The 16,723-nt window shown below is 66.9% G+C and carries 10 protein-coding genes, 1 tRNA gene and 1 pseudogene; 6 read left to right on the top strand and 6 right to left on the bottom strand.

Annotation, left to right across the window (positions count from 1 at the left end; all coding sequences use genetic code 11):
• From aceF to ACTJKF_RS18385, 3 genes and pseudogenes are all read right to left on the bottom strand, one after another.
• Positions 1 to 1,641 (bottom strand): dihydrolipoyllysine-residue acetyltransferase, encoded by a 1,641-nt coding sequence (aceF, locus tag ACTJKF_RS18395; RefSeq protein WP_440624937.1) that lies wholly within the window; start codon positions 1,639 to 1,641, stop codon positions 1 to 3.
• A gap of 70 nt (positions 1,642 to 1,711) precedes the next feature.
• Positions 1,712 to 4,408, bottom strand: coding sequence for a pyruvate dehydrogenase (acetyl-transferring), homodimeric type (gene aceE, locus ACTJKF_RS18390; RefSeq protein WP_440624935.1), 2,697 nt, complete (start codon positions 4,406 to 4,408; stop codon positions 1,712 to 1,714).
• Positions 4,409 to 4,544: 136 nt separating this feature from the next.
• Positions 4,545 to 4,762 (bottom strand): annotated as a pseudogene (locus tag ACTJKF_RS18385) (hypothetical protein); the annotation flags it as partial.
• On the opposite strand from ACTJKF_RS18385, the gene fixL reads away from it, so the two are divergent.
• From fixL to ACTJKF_RS18365, 4 genes are all read left to right on the top strand, one after another.
• Positions 4,682 to 7,198, top strand: a complete 2,517-nt coding sequence (fixL, locus tag ACTJKF_RS18380; protein WP_440624934.1) for an oxygen sensor histidine kinase FixL — start codon at positions 4,682 to 4,684, stop codon at positions 7,196 to 7,198. The pseudogene ACTJKF_RS18385 and the gene fixL overlap by 81 nt on opposite strands.
• Positions 7,195 to 7,833, top strand: coding sequence for an oxygen response regulator transcription factor FixJ (gene fixJ, locus ACTJKF_RS18375; RefSeq protein ID WP_006493245.1), 639 nt, complete (start codon positions 7,195 to 7,197; stop codon positions 7,831 to 7,833). Before fixL ends, fixJ begins: the two co-directional genes overlap by 4 nt.
• Positions 7,834 to 8,069: 236 nt before the next feature.
• Positions 8,070 to 8,927 (top strand): bifunctional methylenetetrahydrofolate dehydrogenase/methenyltetrahydrofolate cyclohydrolase FolD, encoded by an 858-nt coding sequence (gene folD / locus ACTJKF_RS18370; protein ID WP_440624932.1) that lies wholly within the window; start codon positions 8,070 to 8,072, stop codon positions 8,925 to 8,927.
• Between the two features lie 267 nt (positions 8,928 to 9,194).
• A complete protein-coding gene (locus ACTJKF_RS18365) occupies positions 9,195 to 11,282 on the top strand; it encodes a M3 family metallopeptidase (RefSeq protein ID WP_440624931.1) in 2,088 nt (695 codons plus the stop codon).
• A 60-nt stretch (positions 11,283 to 11,342) separates the two neighbouring features.
• Here ACTJKF_RS18365 and dinB read toward each other — a convergent pair whose 3' ends face one another.
• Positions 11,343 to 12,518 (bottom strand): DNA polymerase IV, encoded by a 1,176-nt coding sequence (gene dinB / locus ACTJKF_RS18360; RefSeq protein ID WP_440624929.1) that lies wholly within the window; start codon positions 12,516 to 12,518, stop codon positions 11,343 to 11,345.
• 201 nt (positions 12,519 to 12,719) lie between these two features.
• Between dinB and ACTJKF_RS18355 the strand changes: the two genes are divergently transcribed.
• Complete coding sequence (locus ACTJKF_RS18355) at positions 12,720 to 13,412, top strand: aspartate/glutamate racemase family protein (RefSeq protein ID WP_440624927.1); 693 nt, start codon at positions 12,720 to 12,722, stop codon at positions 13,410 to 13,412.
• An 83-nt stretch (positions 13,413 to 13,495) separates the two neighbouring features.
• On the opposite strand, the gene ACTJKF_RS18350 is transcribed toward ACTJKF_RS18355, so the two are convergent.
• Positions 13,496 to 13,572: transfer RNA gene (locus ACTJKF_RS18350), tRNA-Met, on the bottom strand.
• Positions 13,573 to 13,753: 181 nt separating this feature from the next.
• Here ACTJKF_RS18350 and xth point away from each other — a divergent pair.
• Entirely contained in the window at positions 13,754 to 14,530 is a 777-nt protein-coding gene (xth, locus tag ACTJKF_RS18345) for an exodeoxyribonuclease III (RefSeq protein WP_440624925.1), read from the top strand.
• Between the two features lie 25 nt (positions 14,531 to 14,555).
• Here xth and ACTJKF_RS18340 read toward each other — a convergent pair whose 3' ends face one another.
• Positions 14,556 to 16,673: a prolyl oligopeptidase family serine peptidase gene (locus tag ACTJKF_RS18340; protein ID WP_440624924.1), complete on the bottom strand. Its 2,118-nt coding sequence runs from the start codon at positions 16,671 to 16,673 to the stop codon at positions 14,556 to 14,558.
• Positions 16,674 to 16,723 lie beyond the last annotated feature (50 nt).

Genomic DNA, 16,723 nt, shown 5'->3' with positions numbered 1-16,723 from the left:
TCAAAGAATGATGCGACGGAAATCGGCCAGCAACGCGCCGAGATACGCATTGAACCGCGCGGCTTCCGCGCCATCGATGACGCGATGGTCATACGACAGCGACAGCGGCAGCGTGAGTCGCGGCACGAACTGCTTGCCGTCCCACACCGGCTTCATCTGGCCGCGCGACAACCCGAGGATTGCGACTTCCGGCGCGTTGATGATCGGCGTGAAGTGGGTGCCGCCGATCCCGCCGAGCGACGAGATCGAGAAGCAGCCGCCCTGCATCTGGTCCGGCTTCAGCTTGCCGTCGCGCGCGGCCTTCGACAGCTCGGCCATTTCCTTCGCGATATCGACGAGACCCTTCTTGTCCGCATCGCGGATCACCGGCACGACGAGACCGTTCGGGGTATCGGCGGCAAAACCGACGTGGTAGTACTGCTTGAACACCAGGTTGTCGCCGTCGAGGCTCGCGTTGAAGGTCGGGAACTTCTTCAGCGCCGCGACGACCGCCTTGATCACGAATGCGAGCATCGTGAACTTCACGCCTGCCTTCTCGTGCTCCTTGTTCAGCTGCACGCGCAGTGCTTCGAGCTCGGTGATGTCCGCTTCGTCGTTGTTCGTGACGTGCGGGATCATCACCCAGTTGCGATGCAGGTTCGCGCCCGAGATCTTCTTGATGCGCGACAGCGGTTTCGCCTCGAACGGGCCGAACTTCGAGAAGTCGACCTTCGGCCACGGCAGCAGGTTCAGCTCGCCGCCGCCTGCCGGCGCGGCTGCCGCGCCCGGCGCTGCGCGCTGGCCCGTCATCACGCCCTTCACGAAGCCGGTGATGTCCTCCTTCGTGATGCGGCCCTTCGGACCGCTACCCTGCACGCGTGCGACTTCGACACCGAGTTCGCGCGCGAACTTGCGCACGGACGGCGATGCGTGGCTCGCGCGGTACTCGCCCGATGCAGCGGCCGGTGCGGCAGCAGCCGGTGCCGGCGCAGCCTTCGCGGGTGCCGGCGCAGCAGCGGCCGGAGCCGGTGCGCTTGCCTGCGGTGCGGCAGCGGCCGGTACGCCCGCAGCCGGTACGCCTGCGGCGTCGAGCAGCACGATCAGCGTGCCTTCCGATACCGAGTCGCCCACCTTGACCTTGATTTCCTTCACGACGCCGGCGGCCGGGCTCGGCACGTCCATCGTCGCCTTGTCCGACTCGAGCGTGACGAGCGACTGCTCCTTCTCGACCGTGTCGCCGACCTTCACGCCGATCTCGATCACCGGGACGTCCTTGTAGTCGCCGATGTCGGGCACCTTCACTTCCAGCGTGCCGCCCGATGCCGCGGGCGCGGCAGCCGGCGCGGCTGCGGCCGGTGCCGGCGCTGCCGCCGGAGCCGGTGCCGCGGCCGGTGCGGCCGCACCGTTCACCTGCGCGGCGGCGGCGCCGTCGAGCAGGATGATCAGCGAGCCTTCCGACACGGAATCGCCCACCTTGATCTTCACTTCCTTGACCGTGCCGGCTGCCGGGCTCGGGACGTCCATCGTCGCCTTGTCCGACTCGAGCGTCACGAGCGACTGCTCGGGCTCGACCGTGTCGCCCACCTTCACGAGCACCTCGATGACGGGCACGTCCTTGTAATCGCCGATATCCGGCACCTTCACTTCGATCGCTTGACTCATCTTTTTGTGTCTCCATGGCCGCGCGTGCCCCTCCCGGAAGCGGCGCGCGGCATCACACGGCGCGTGTGCGTTAAACGGTCATCGGGTTGGGCTTCGACGGATCGAGGTTGTACTTGGCAATCGCGTCCGCGACCACCTTGCGCTCGATCGTGCCTTCGTCGGCCAGCGCGTTCAGCGCGGCGACGGTGACCCAGTGACGGTCGACTTCGAAGAAGTGACGCAGCTTCTCGCGGGTGTCCGAGCGACCGAAGCCGTCCGTGCCCAGCACGACGAAACGGCGATCGATCTGGCCACGGATCTGGTCGACCAGCGCGCGCACGTAGTCGGTCGATGCGATGACCGGACCCTGCGTGTCCTTCAGGCACTGCTGCACGTGCGACAGGCGACGCTCCTCGGTCGGATGGAGCAGGTTCCAGCGCTCGATCTCGTGGCCTTCACGCGCGAGTTCGGTGAAGCTCGGCACGCTCCACAGGTCGGCCGCGACGCCCCAGTCGTTCTTCAGCAGGTCGGCGGCAGCGATCACTTCGTTGAAGATCGTGCCTGCGCCCAGCAGCTGGACGCGCGGCGCCTTCTTGTCGGCGTCGGCCTTCTTGAACGAGTACATGCCCTTGATGATGTCGGCCGCCACGTGCTCGCCCTGCGGAATCGCCGGGTGCTCGTAGTTCTCGTTCATCACCGTGACGTAGTAGTACACGTCTTCCTGGTCCTGCACCATGCGGCGCAGACCGTCCTGGATGATGACCGCGAGTTCATAGCCGAACGTCGGGTCGTAGCTCACGCAGTTCGGCACCGATGCCGCCCACAGGAGCGAGTGACCGTCTTCGTGCTGCAGGCCTTCGCCGTTCAGCGTCGTGCGGCCCGCGGTGCCGCCGAGCAGGAAGCCGCGCGAGCGCATGTCGCCCGCCGCCCATGCCAGGTCGCCGATCCGCTGGAAACCGAACATCGAATAGAAGATGTAGAACGGCACCATGATCTCGCCGTGCGTCGAATACGACGTCGCCGCCGCGATCCAGTCGCACATGCCGCCCGCTTCGTTGATGCCTTCCTGCAGGATCTGGCCGGTCTGCGATTCCTTGTAGAACATCAGCTGGTCGGAATCTTCCGGCACGTACTTCTGACCTTCCTGGTTCCAGATACCGATCTGGCGGAACAGGCCTTCCATGCCGAACGTACGCGATTCGTCCGGGACGATCGGCACGACGCGCTTGCCCAGCGCCTTGTCCTTCAGCAGGATGTTCAGGATCCGCACGAATGCCATCGTCGTCGAGATCTCGCGGCCTTCGCCCGTGCCCTTCAGCAGCGGCTCGAACACGTCGAGCGCCGGCACCGGCAGCGACGTCGCCTTCTCGCGGCGATGCGGCAGGTAGCCGCCGAGGTCCATGCGCTTCTGGCGCATGTATTCGAGTTCCTTCGAGCCTTCCTCGAACTTGAGGTACGGCACGTCGGCGATCTGCTCGTCGGAGATCGGCAGGCGGAACTGGTCACGGAACTTCTTCAGTTGCTCGACCGGCAGCTTCTTCTGCTGGTGCGTGATGTTCATCGCCTGGCCCGACTCGCCCATCCCGTAGCCCTTGATGGTCTTCGCGAGGATGACGGTCGGCGCGCCTTTCGTGTTGGTCGCTTCGTGGAATGCCGCGTAGATCTTGTGCGGATCGTGGCCGCCACGGTTCAGCGCCCAGATGTCGTCGTCCGACCAGTCGGCGACGAGTGCCTTCAGCTCAGGCGTGTTGAAGAAGTGTTCGCGAACGAACGCGCCCGACTCCGACTTGTACGTCTGGTATTCGCCGTCGACGGCTTCCATCATGCGGCGCATCAGCGCGCCCGACTTGTCGCGTGCGAACAGCGCATCCCAGCGGCTGCCCCAGATGACCTTGATCACGTTCCAGCCGGCGCCGCGGAATTCCGATTCCAGTTCCTGGATGATCTTGCCGTTGCCGCGCACCGGGCCGTCGAGACGCTGCAGGTTGCAGTTGATCACGAACACGAGGTTGTCGAGCTTCTCGCGGCTTGCCATGCCGATCGCGCCGAGCGATTCCGGCTCGTCGGTCTCGCCGTCGCCGAGGAACGCCCAGACCTTGCGGCCTTCCGTCTTCGCGATGCCGCGCGATTCCAGGTACTTCATGAAACGTGCCTGGTAGATCGCCATGATCGGGCCGAGACCCATCGACACGGTCGGGAACTGCCAGAAGTCCGGCATCAGCCACGGGTGCGGATACGACGAGATGCCCTTGCCGTCGACTTCCTGGCGGAAGCTGTCGAGCTGCTCTTCCGACAGGCGGCCGAGCAGGAACGCGCGCGAGTACACGCCCGGCGACGAGTGGCCCTGCACGAACACGAGATCGCCGCCGTGCTGGTCGGACGCCGCGTGCCAGAAGTGGTTGTAGCCGACGTCATAGAGCGTCGCGGCCGATGCGAACGACGCGATGTGGCCGCCGACGTTCGTGTCCTTGCCTGCGCGCAGCACCATCGCCAGCGCGTTCCAGCGCGTGTACGAACGGATGCGGTGCTCGACGTCCTGGTCGCCCGGGATCTTCGCCTGGGCGGCCACGGGAATCGTGTTGATGTACGGGGTGTTGGCGGAGAACGGCAGGTGTTCGCCGTGCATGCGGGCGAACTCGATCTGCTTTTCGATCAGGTAATGCGCACGGCCGGTGCCCACGGAGGAGATCACGCCGTCGAGCGACTCGAGCCATTCGACGGTTTCTTGCGGGTCGTCGTCACGTTCGGCGGCGACATATTTCATCACTTCGTTCGGTACAGCGGACATTCTCGTCTCCTGGGTCCTGGAATGTGAGGATCGCTCTGGTGCAGACGACGCGACGCGGCCGGCTGCGGGCAAGCTCCGACGGATTGTAATGAGCGTGGACGGCCACGCGCAACAGAATTTTCAAATTATGAGATCTTTTCTCATAATACGGAATATTGCTGCGCCGCACCCATATTCCGGGCCTCCGCGGCACGCGCCGCGAAGACAAATCCGTTTCCGTTCAACATATCCGGTATAGGTTTTCCATGTATTGCGCTGCGCTACAATCCTGCCATGTTGACCGATCGGCTTTTCGCACGCTCGGCGCGACCGTCGGGCCCGCCGGCGGAGTCGCAGCCGTCCCGCTGGCACCACGGACCGTGGTGGTCCAATTCCTATTTGCTGACGCCGCTGCTGTCGATCCTCGTGTTCCTCGTGGTGATGAGCCTGATTCTGTGGAGCCTCAATCGCCGCGAGCAGCAGCAGCAGGAAGACACGCTGTTCCGTAACGTCGCGTGGGCGCAGCAGCAGATCCGCCTGTCGATGACGGGCGCGCAGGAGCAGCTGCAGGCGCTGTCGCGCGATCTCGCGTCCGGCCGGCTCGACCAGAATGCATTCCAGATGGCCGTCGCGGACGTGATGCAGACGCATCCGGAAATCCTCTATCTGAACTGGTACACCGCGCCCGGCGTGCAGCGCTGGCCGACCGTGCACCCGCCGCTGCTCGGCCAGCGGCTCGCGAAGCCCGGCGACGCGCAGATGCAGGACGCCGTGCGCGGCGCGTACGACGAAGCGCGCAGCACGCGCCGCCAGGCCTATTCGCCGCTGATCTACGACGACTTCGGCAACGGCTTCATCACCTTGCAGACGCCGGTGATGCGCGGCGACCGCGAATATCTCGGCTCGATCGCCGCGGTGTTCTCGGTCGAGGGGATCCTGAAGCACGACATCCCGCAGGAGCTGTCGTCGAAGTACAAGATCTCGATCACCGACGCGAACAACCGCGAGCTGTCGTCCACGTCGACGCGCCCGCGCCTGCCGCGCGATTCCCACTACGACTTGCCGCTCGATCCGCCCGGCCAGGGGCTGACCGTGCGCGTGTACGCATTCCCGCAGCTCACGAACCTGACCAACAACACGCTCGTGTGGCTCGTCGCCGGGCTGTCGTGCTTCGTGCTGTGGAGTCTCTGGAGCCTGTGGAAGCACACGCGCCAGCGCTTCGAGGCGCAGCAGGCGCTGTACGCGGAAGCGTTCTTCCGCCGCGCGATGGAAAACTCGGTGCTGATCGGCATGCGCGTGCTCGACATGCACGGCCGCATCACGCACGTGAACCCCGCGTTCTGCCGGATGACCGGCTGGGACGAAACCGACCTCGTCGGCAAGGTCGCGCCGTTCCCGTACTGGCCGCGCGACGCGTATCCGGAAATGCAGCGCCAGCTCGACATGACGCTGCGCGGCAAGGCGCCGAGCTCGGGCTTCGAGCTGCGCGTGCGGCGCAAGAACGGCACGCTGTTCCATGCACGCCTCTACGTATCTCCGCTGATCGACAGCTCGGGCCGCCAGACCGGCTGGATGTCGTCGATGACCGACATCACCGAACCGAAGCGCGCACGCGAGGAACTCGCGGCCGCGCACGAGCGCTTCACGACGGTGCTCGAAAGCCTCGACGCCGCGGTGTCGGTGCTGGCCGCCGACGAAGCCGAGCTGCTGTTCGCGAACCGCTACTACCGCCACCTGTTCGGGATCCGCCCGGACGGCCACCTCGAGCTGTCCGGCGGCGGCTTCGACCGCGCGCAGGCGTCGTCCGACTCGATCGACATGGTCGATGCGTTCGCCGGCCTGCCGGCCGCCGCGCTGACGAGCAGCACGGCCGATGCGCAGGAGGTGTACGTCGAGAGCATCCAGAAGTGGTTCGAGGTACGCCGCCAGTACATCCAGTGGGTGGACGGCCACCTCGCGCAGATGCAGATCGCGACCGACATCACGACCCGCAAGAAGGCGCAGGAACTCGCGCACCAGCAGGAAGAGAAGCTGCAGTTCACGAGCCGATTGATGACGATGGGTGAAATGGCGTCGTCGATTGCTCACGAATTGAACCAGCCGCTCGCCGCGATCAACAACTATTGCTCGGGCACGCTCGCGCTCGTGAAGAGCGGCCGCGGCACGCCCGAGACGCTGCAGCCCGCGCTGGAAAAGACCGCGCAGCAGGCACTGCGCGCCGGGATGATCGTCAAGCGAATCCGCGAATTCGTGAAGCGCAGCGAGCCGAAGCGCCAGCCGGCACGCGTCGCGGACATCGTCGCCGACGCGGTCGGGCTCGCCGAAATCGAGGCCAGGAAGCGCAGGATCCGGATCGTCACGGAAATCCTCGCAAGAATGCCTATTATTTATGTCGACCCCGTGCTGATCGAGCAGGTCCTGATGAACCTGATGAAGAACGCGGCCGAGGCGATGGCCGACGTGAAGCCGGTGTCGGCGGACGGCGTGATCCGCGTCGTTGCCGACATCGATGCGGGTTTCGTCGACATCCGCGTGATCGACCAGGGTCCGGGCGTCGACGAAGCAACCGCCGAACGCCTGTTCGAACCGTTTTACAGCACCAAGTCCGATGGCATGGGCATGGGGCTGAACATCTGCCGTTCGATCATCGAATCGCATCGGGGGCGTCTGTGGGTGGTCAACAATGTCGAACCGGACGGCCGCATTTCCGGCGCGACATTCCACTGCAGCCTGCCCATTGGGGAACCCGCTGATCTCGGCCAAGGGGGGCGCGAGGCATCGGCATCACATACCGTTACGGGAGAACTATGAATAGCCCTGTCACCACCACTCAGGAAACTGTCTTCGTCGTCGACGACGACGAAGCCGTACGGGACTCGCTGCGCTGGCTGCTGGAGGCGAACGGCTATCGCGTGCAATGCTTCTCGAGCGCCGAGCAGTTCCTCGATGCCTATCAGCCGGCGCAGCAGGCCGGCCAGATCGCATGCCTGATCCTCGACGTGCGGATGTCGGGCATGAGCGGCCTCGAACTGCAGGAGCGCCTGATCGCCGACAACGCCGCGCTGCCGATCATCTTCGTCACGGGCCACGGCGACGTGCCGATGGCGGTGTCGACGATGAAAAAGGGAGCGATGGACTTTATCGAGAAACCGTTCGACGAAGCCGAGCTGCGCAAGCTCGTCGAGCGGATGCTCGACAAGGCCCGAAGCGAAAGCAAGAGCGTCCAGGAACAGCGCGCCGCGAGCGAACGCCTGTCGAAGCTGACCGCGCGCGAGCAGCAGGTGCTCGAGCGGATCATCGCCGGCCGCCTGAACAAGCAGATCGCCGACGATCTCGGGATCAGCATCAAGACGGTCGAAGCGCACCGCGCGAACATCATGGAAAAGCTCAACGTCAATACGGTCGCCGATCTGCTGCGCCTCGCGCTGTCGAAGAAGCAGGCCTGAACGTTGCACGCGGCCGCGGGGCACCTGCCCGCCCGGCCGCCCCACCGCGCCGCGCGATGCGGCCCACTCGCGCGGCCCGGCCCGGCGCCACCTCCCGGGGCGCCGGCACCGCCGCCATGACGCTTTCCTTGTATTCGCTGTCGGACGACGGCAGGCGATCGGTATAATTGCGTGCTTTGCTGCGGCGTTTCGCACGCCGCACGCCCGCATTCCAACTTCCCGGCAGGACCACCACCATGACAGCCCTCCTCATCGACGGCAACGCCCTCTCGAAGACCTTGCGCGCGCAAGCCGCCGAACGCGCCGCCGCCCTGACCGCACGCGGCCACCAGCCCGGTCTCGCGGTGATCCTCGTCGGCGCCAATCCGGCGAGCGAAGTCTACGTGCGCAACAAGATCAAGGCGTGCGAGGACAACGGCTTCTTCTCGCAGAAGGATGCGTACCCGGACACGCTGTCGGAAGCCGACCTGCTCGCGCGCATCGACGAACTGAACCGCGACCCGAAGATCCACGGCATCCTGGTCCAGCTGCCGCTGCCCGCGCACATCGACAGCCACAAGGTGATCGAGGCGATCGCGCCGGAGAAGGACGTCGACGGTTTCCACGTCGCGAACGCCGGCGCGCTGATGACGGGCAAGCCGCTGTTCCGCCCGTGCACGCCGTACGGCGTGGTGAAGATGTTCGAAGCGCACGACATTCCGCTGCAAGGCGCCAACGCGGTCGTGATCGGTCGCTCGAACATCGTCGGCAAGCCGATGGCGATGCTGCTGCTCGAAGCCGGCGCGACCGTGACGATCTGCCACAGCAAGACGCGCGACCTCGCGGCGCACACGCGCCAGGCCGACATCGTGGTCGCCGCGGTCGGCAAGCGCAACATCCTGACGGCCGACATGGTGAAGCCCGGCGCGACGGTGATCGACGTCGGCATGAACCGCGACGACGCGGGCAAGCTGTGCGGCGACGTCGACTTCGCCGGCGTGAAGGAAGTCGCCGGCTACATCACGCCGGTGCCGGGCGGCGTCGGCCCGATGACCATCACGATGCTGCTGATCAACACGATCGAAGCCGCCGAGCGCGCCGCCGCGGCCGCCTGAGCGCCGCCCGATCGCCCTGCCCGTCCAGCCGGCGCCCATTCGTGCGCCGGCGTCTCGCCGGCCGCCGCTGCGGCCGCGCCGTCACCCTGCTGCGTGCCACCGCCTTTCGCCCGCATCCGACCCCGCGCCGGCCGGATCCAATCGCGTCGTTAGAAACTAACGATTGGAAAGCGCGCGATGCGCCCCAATAATGTCGGTATCGGGCGCGGCAACCTCGCGCCTCACCCTTTTCACCCCGGTTCATCCGGCAACAGACAGGGAGTCTTAATGTCCGCCAGCGCCAACACCAATCCGCTCCTCGATTTCTCCGGCCTGCCCCGCTTCGGCGAGATTCGTCCGGAACACGTGACGCCCGCGCTCGACACGCTGCTCGAGGCCGCCAACCGCGCGGTCGATACCGCGAGCGCGCCCGCGACGCCGGCGACCTGGGCCACGATCGTCGAGACGGTCGAGCAGGCAACGGAGCCGCTCGGGCGCGCATGGGGCGTCGTCGGCCACCTGAACGCGGTCGCCGATACGCCGGAGCTGCGTGCCGCCTATGGCGAGAACCTGCCGCGCGTGACCGAATTCTGGTCGAGCGTCGGCCAGAACCTCGCGCTGTACGACAAGTACAAGGCGATCGCCGCGAGCGCCGAATACGCGACGCTGTCCGCCGAACGCAAGAAGATCCTCGACAACGCGCTGCGCGATTTCCGCCTGTCGGGCGCCGAGCTGCCCGAAGACCAGAAGCCGCGCTTCGCGGAACTGCAGGAGCAGCAGGCCGCGCTGTCGAAGGCGTTCTCCGACCACGTGCTCGACGCGACCAACGCGTATGCCTATTTCGCCCAGGACGAAGCCGAGCTGACCGGCCTGCCGGGCGACGCGATCGAAGCGGCGCGCGAAGCCGCGCAGAAGGAAGGCAAGGAAGGCTGGAAATTCACGCTGCACTTCCCGTCCTACTTCCCGGTGCTGCAATACGCCGAGAACCGCGCGATGCGCGAGACGCTGTACCGCGCGTATGCGACGCGCGCATCGGAACTCGGGCCGCAGTACGGCGGCGGTCAGGCCGAATGGGACAACACGGCGATCGTCGCCGACGCGCTGAAGCTGCGCCACGAAGAGGCGCAGATGCTCGGCTACCGCAACTTCGCCGAAGTGTCGCTCGCACCGAAGATGGCCGAATCGCCGCAGCAGGTGATCGCGTTCCTCGAGGATCTCGCGACGCGCGCGCGCCCGCACGCCGACAAGGACTGGGACGCGCTGCGCGCGTTCGCCGCGAAGGAACTCGGCCTGACCGAACTCGCGCCGTGGGACGTCGCGTTCGCGGCCGAACGGCTGCGCCAGCAGCGCTATGCGTTCTCGGAAAACGAGGTCAAGCAGTACTTCCCTGAACCGGCCGTGCTGAAGGGCCTGTTCACCGTCACCGAAACGCTGTTCGGCGTGCGGATCAAGCCGGACGACGCGCCGGTCTGGAACAAGGACGTGCGCTTCTTCCGCGTCGAGAATCGCGACGGCTCGCTCGTCGCGCAGTTCTATCTCGACCTGTATGCACGCGAAGGCAAGCGCGGCGGCGCATGGATGGACGATGCACGGGCGCGCGCGAAGCGCGGCGCCACGGTGCAGACGCCGGTCGCGTACCTGACCTGCAACTTCTCGGCGCCGGTCGGCGGCAAGCCCGCGTGCTTCACGCACGACGAGGTCATCACGCTGTTCCATGAATTCGGCCACGGGCTGCATCACATGCTCACGCGCGTCGACGAGCTCGGCGTGTCGGGCATCAACGGCGTCGAATGGGATGCGGTCGAGCTGCCGTCGCAGTTCATGGAAAACTTCTGCTGGGAATGGGACGTGCTGTCGTCGATGTCGTCGCACGTCGATACGGGCGCCGCGCTGCCGCGCGAGCTGTTCGACAAGATGATCGCCGCGAAGAATTTCCAGAGCGGGCTCGGCACGCTACGCCAGATCGTGTTCTCGATGTTCGACATGCTGCTGCACGTCGACTTCGATCCGGCCGGCGCGACCGGCGTGAACGCCTTCGCGCGCGAGATCAACGAGCGCTACCACGTGATCCCGCAGGCCGCGTTCTCGCGCTGGCCGAACACGTTCAGCCACATCTTCGCGGGCGGCTACGCGGCCGGCTATTACAGCTACAAGTGGGCCGAGGTGCTGTCGGCCGACGCGTACGCGGCGTTCGAGGAAGCGGCCGCCACCGGCGGCAGCGTGCTCGACGCGGCAACCGGCACGCGCTATCGCCGCGAAATCCTCGAAGTCGGCGGCAGCCGTCCGGCGATGGATTCGTTCAAGGCGTTCCGCGGCCGCGAACCGGAAATCGACGCGCTGCTGCGTCACAACGGGATGGCCGCGCCCGCGCACTAAGCGCGCGCTGCCCGGCTCGTCCGGCTGGATCGACAGGCACCGCTTCGGCGGTGCCTTTTTTCATGGCGTGGGCGTGTCGTCGCCGGCGTCGTCGTCGAACAGCGAGAACTGCCCGTGACGCTCGGCCGTGTCCTCGTCGATGCGCACGCCGACACCCAGCAGCCGCACCGCCTGCGCGCGTCGCTGCAGCCCCTTCGCGAGCAGCGTGACGGCGGTCTGCGCATTGGTCGCGTCGGTCACGCATTCGACCGTCGTGCGCCGGAAATCGGCGAAGCGGATCTTCACGTACAGCTTGCGGATCGACCGGGCGGCGCCCGCCCTCGCGATCCGTGCATCGAGCTGGACGACGAGCCGGCGGATCTCGTCCGCGCATTGCTCGAGCGTCGTCAGGTCGGTCACGTAGGTCGTCTCGACGCTGACCGACTTGCGCTCCTGGTCGGCCTGCACCGGCCGCTCGTCGATCCCGCGCGCCAGCTGGTACAGCCGCCGGCCGAACGCGCCGAACTCGCGATGCAGGTCGATCAGCGACCAGTCGCGCAACTGCGCGCAGGTCTGGATGCCGAGCCGGTCGAGCCGCGTGGCCGTCACCTGGCCGACACCGTGCAGCTTGCGCACCGGCAGCGCGGCGACGAACGCATCGACTTCATGCGGGCGCACGACGAACAGCCCGTCGGGCTTGTTCCAGTCGGACGCGATCTTCGCGATGAACTTGTTCGGCGCGACACCCGCCGACACCGTCACGCCAACCGTGTCGTACACGCGCTGGCGGATCTCCCGCGCAATCAGCGTCGCGCTGCCCTGGCACAGTCCGGAACCACTGACGTCGAGGTACGCCTCGTCGAGCGACAGCGGCTCGACGTCGGGCGTGTAGTCGCGATAGATCGCCATGATCTGCCGCGACGCCGCGCGGTATTTGTCCATCGCGGACGGCAGGATCAACAGGTCCGGACACTTGCGCATCGCCAGCGCCGACGACATCGCCGAATGCACGCCGTAGCGCCGCGCCTCGTAGTTGCAGGTCGCGATCACGCCGCGCTGGTCGGGCCGGCCGCCGACCGCGAGCGGCCGGTTGCGCAGCGACGGGTCGTCGCGCATCTCCACCGACGCGTAAAAGCAGTCGCAATCGCAGTGGATGATCTTGCGCATGCGCGGCGGTGCGTCACCGGTTGACGGCGCGCCCGGAGCGGCTGGCGGAATGGTGGTCGGGTTCACGGTGCCGATACTGTACAAAAACACAGTGCCCGTTTCAACTGCCGCGTTCGACCGCCGTCGGACACCTCGGGCCGCCCGGGCCCGCCTCCGCTGCCCGGCCAGCTCCGTTCGGCAGCCGTTGGCCGGTCGCACCGTACCGGTCCGCTTCGCGCGGACCGTACCGCCGCGCGCACGGGCCGGCCCCTATACTCGTCCGTCACGACAGACGAAACGCACAGGTGACGGATGAAGACGATCGGACTGATCGGCGGGATGAGCTGGGAATCGTCGGCCGAGTACTACCGGATGATCAATCGCCATTCGAAGGCGCTGCACGGCGGGCACCACAACGCGAAAAGCGTGCTGGTCACGGTGGATTTCGCGGAGATCGAAGCACTGCAGCGCGCGCAGGACTGGGCCGCGCTCGGCGAACGGATGGCCGATGCCGCGCGTCAGCTCGAAGCGGCCGGCGCCGAGCTCGTCGTGCTGACGACCAACACGATGCATCGCGTGCACGGCGAGATCGAGGCGGCCGTGACGCTGCCGTTCCTGCACATCGCCGATCCGACCGGCACCGCGCTGCGCGCCGCGGGTGTCGAGCGCGTCGCGCTGCTCGGCACGCGCTACACGATGGAATTGCCGTTCTATGCGGAGCGCTTGCGCGACAAGTTCGGCCTCGAGGTGCTCGTGCCCGACGAAACCGCCCGCGGCGACGTGCACCGGATCATCTACGACGAGCTGTGTCACGGCGTGATCGATGCGGGGTCGCGTGCGCGCTATGTGGCGATCATCGACGCACTGGCCAAACGCGGTGCGCAGGCCGTGATTCTCGGCTGCACGGAAATCACGCTGCTGATCGGCGCGGACGATTCGCCGCTGCCGGTGTTCGATACGACCGCGCTGCACGCGCAGGCGGCGGTCGAGTGGGCGGCGGGCTGAAAACAAAAAACCCGGCACGGGGCCGGGTTGCTTGTCGACGAAGTGCGCATCGGTCATTTGCGCTGCACATCGCCTAGTGTGCTTGGTTGCGGGGACAGGATTTGAACCTGTGACCTTCGGGTTATGAGCCCGACGAGCTGCCAGACTGCTCCACCCCGCGTCAGAGAAATAAATTATAGGGTGAGCGAGCACTCACGTCAACACTTTTGTCACATTTTCTTTGCAATCCATCAACGACGTGACGCGCGGCGCCCGCTTCGCTGCGCGCGTCGCGCGCGTTCGCGCCCCGTGCTCGCGGTAAGATGGCGGCCTTCGCATTCATCCTGCACGCATTCCCGTTCATGAAAATCGCCACCTGGAACGTCAACTCACTCAACGTCCGCAAGCAGCACGTGCTCGACTGGCTCGCGCAAAGCGGGACCGATGTGCTGTGCCTGCAGGAACTGAAGCTGCCCGACGAGAAATATCCGCGCGCCGATCTCGAGGCAGCCGGCTACCGCAGCTGGTTCACGGGTCAGAAGACCTACAACGGCGTCGCGATCCTCGTGCGCGATACGCTCGCCGTCGACGAATCGGATGTCGTGCGCAACATCCCCGGCTTCGACGATCCGCAGCAGCGCGTGGTTGCCGTGACGGTCGAAGGCGTGCGCATCGTGTCCGCGTATTTCCCGAACGGCCAGGCCCCCGACTCCGACAAGTTCGTCTACAAGATGCAGTGGCTCGACGCGCTGCATGCGTGGCTGAGCGCCGAGATGCAGCGCTACCCGAAGCTCGCGCTGCTCGGCGACTACAACATCGCGCCAGAAGACCGCGACGTGCACGACCCGGCGAAATGGGAAGGCCAGAACCTCGTGTCGCCGCAGGAGCGCACGCACTTCGCGAAGCTGATCGAGCTCGGTTTCGTCGATGCGTTCCGCCGTTTCGAGCAACCCGAAAAGACCTTCACGTGGTGGGATTACCGGATGTTCGCGTTCCGCCGCAACGCGGGGCTGCGCATCGACCACATCCTGCTGTCGCCGGCGCTCGCCGACACCTGCACGTCATGCGAGGTCGACCGCGTGCCGCGCACGTGGGAACAGCCGTCCGACCACGCACCCGTGATCGCGGTCGTCGGCTGAACGCCCCGCCCGCTCACGCCCGCACTCAACCGCGCGCGGGCGCGGGCCCGAGATGGGCCCACAGGAAGCCGAATTCCGCCGCGTCCGCTTCCGCACGCTCCAGATCGTCGGCGCTGCCGTGGCCGCCGTCGGTGTTCTCCCAGTACCACACCCGTTCGTGACCGAGCGCATGCATGCGCGCGGCCATCTTGCGCGCGTGCGCAGGATGCACGCGATCGTCGCGCGTCGACGTCGTCAGCAGCAACGGCGGATACACGACGCCTTCGCACACGCGGTGATACGGCGAATAGGCGGCGAGCGCCGCGCCCTCGCGCGCATCGTCCGGATCGCCATACTCGTCGAGCCACGCCGCGCCCGCATGCAGCTTCGGATAGCGCCGCATGTCGAGCAGCGGCACGCGGCACAGTACCGCGCCGAACAGCTCCGGACGCTGCACCATGCACGCGCCGACCAGCAGCCCGCCGTTGCTGCCGCCCTCGATGCCGAGCTGCGCGGCCGTCGTCACGCCGGTGCGGATCAGATCCTCGGCCACCGCGATGAAATCGTCGAACGAGCGCTGCCGATGCTCGCGCTGCGCGTCGACGTGCCAGCCCGGCCCGAATTCGCCGCCGCCGCGGATGTGGGCGAACGCCGCGACCCCGCCACGTTCGAGCCACGCGATGCCGAGCGCATCGCTATAGCCCGGCAGGTTCGGAATCGCGAAGCCGCCATACCCTGACAGCAGGCACGGCCGCGCGACGCGGGCGGTGCCACCGGACTGATCGGGCCCGTCGAGCGCATCACGCGGCCCGATCAGCGTGTACGGCACCACGGTGCCGTCGCGCGAGCGGACAGTCGCGCGCCGCACGACGAGCCCGGCCGCATCGAACCGCACCGGCGGCCGGTCGAGCAGCACGCGGCGCGACGGCGCATCGGCCGCGCGATCGGCCAGATCGGCGAGCCAGCATTCGGGCGGATCGAGATAGGTGTCGACGTCCACGTATACGTCGTCGTTCAGCGTCGACTCGACGGGTTCGACGTCGATCTGCGCGTCGCCCGGCCACTCGAACGGCCGCGCGTCCCACGTCCACGCGCCGTCGTCGCCCTGGCGCGGCTGCCACAGCATCGTGCGGTTGTGCACGTCGTCGAGCCAGCTCGCGATCAGCATCGTGCGCGTGTGCGTCCACGTGCACGCGGATGTCGACGGTCGCGGCGCGAACAGCGTCGTGAGCTCGCGCGAACCGGTGAGGAACGCCTGTTCGCGGATCGCGAGCAGCGAGCCGCCCGCGTGACGCACGCCGCCGCAGTCCCAGTCGAGCCGCGGCTCCAGCATCAGCCAGCCCTCCCAGAAGCCGACCTCGACGTGCGTCGGCACGTCGTAGCGCGCCCACTCGCCCGCGTCGGTCAGCCGGTACGCATGCGCGTCGAAGAAGTCCACGCTGCGCCACGCGACGTGGCGGCCGTCGATCGGATCGAACCCCGCGCCCGCGCTGATGTCATCCGGTTCACCGCGAAACACGACCGGCGCGTCGGCGAGCGGCGTGCCGCGCACCCAGCGGCGCGCATCGAACGGATAGCCCGCCGCGGTCGCATGCGCTTCGCCGCGATCCCAGCTCACGTAGACGGTATCGCGGTCGATCCAGCCGACCGTGTGATGTCCCGGCTCGTCGATCGTGAAGCCGCCGTCGACGAACCGGCGCTGCACGAGATCGAACTCGCGCACGACCACCGCATCGGCCCCGCCCGGCGACAGCGACAGCAGCGCGCGGTCGCCGTCCGGATACAGGATCGTGTCCTGCTCGAACACCCACGACTCGCCCTCTTGCGCACCGAGCGCGTCGACGTCGAGCAGCGTTTCCCACTCGGGGCGGCCGGCGCGCCAGTCGTCCCAGCGCGCGCGGCGCCACAGACCCTTCGGATGGAGATCGTCCTGCCACAGGTCGTACGCCCACTCGCGCCAGCGGTTCGGAATCACCGGACGCTCGCGCGGCAGATACGCCTGCGCGAGCCGCGCGGCAAGCGCGCGATATGCATCGTCGTCGCGCAGCGCGACGCGCGTGCGCGCGTTCTGCTCGTCGACCCACGTGCGGGCGCGCTTGCTGTCGAGCGCTTCGAGAAAACGGAAAGGATCGGCCCCGGCGGGCCAGCGGAAGGAATCGGACATAGGCGGAAGCGCACGTGACGGCAAACCGCGATTATGTCCGATCGCGGCAT

Source organism: Burkholderia sp. 22313, assembly GCF_052045245.1.
Classification (GTDB): domain Bacteria; phylum Pseudomonadota; class Gammaproteobacteria; order Burkholderiales; family Burkholderiaceae; genus Burkholderia.
Note: the sequence above shows the minus strand (reverse complement) of the source record. Positions and strands in the feature narration are given on the sequence as shown.

Excerpts from the sequence above, each read along its gene's own strand:
- ACTJKF_RS18340 (WP_440624924.1), bottom strand. The coding sequence starts at position 16,673 with ATGTCCGATTCCTTCCGCTGGCCCGCCGGGGCCGATCCTTTCCGTTTT.
- fixL (WP_440624934.1), top strand. The coding sequence starts at position 4,682 with ATGTTGACCGATCGGCTTTTCGCACGCTCGGCGCGACCGTCGGGCCCG.
- ACTJKF_RS18355 (WP_440624927.1), top strand. The coding sequence starts at position 12,720 with ATGAAGACGATCGGACTGATCGGCGGGATGAGCTGGGAATCGTCGGCC.
- aceE (WP_440624935.1), bottom strand. The coding sequence starts at position 4,408 with ATGTCCGCTGTACCGAACGAAGTGATGAAATATGTCGCCGCCGAACGT.
- ACTJKF_RS18365 (WP_440624931.1), top strand. The coding sequence starts at position 9,195 with ATGTCCGCCAGCGCCAACACCAATCCGCTCCTCGATTTCTCCGGCCTG.
- xth (WP_440624925.1), top strand. The coding sequence starts at position 13,754 with ATGAAAATCGCCACCTGGAACGTCAACTCACTCAACGTCCGCAAGCAG.
- folD (WP_440624932.1), top strand. The coding sequence starts at position 8,070 with ATGACAGCCCTCCTCATCGACGGCAACGCCCTCTCGAAGACCTTGCGC.
- aceF (WP_440624937.1), bottom strand. The coding sequence starts at position 1,641 with ATGAGTCAAGCGATCGAAGTGAAGGTGCCGGATATCGGCGATTACAAG.
- fixJ (WP_006493245.1), top strand. The coding sequence starts at position 7,195 with ATGAATAGCCCTGTCACCACCACTCAGGAAACTGTCTTCGTCGTCGAC.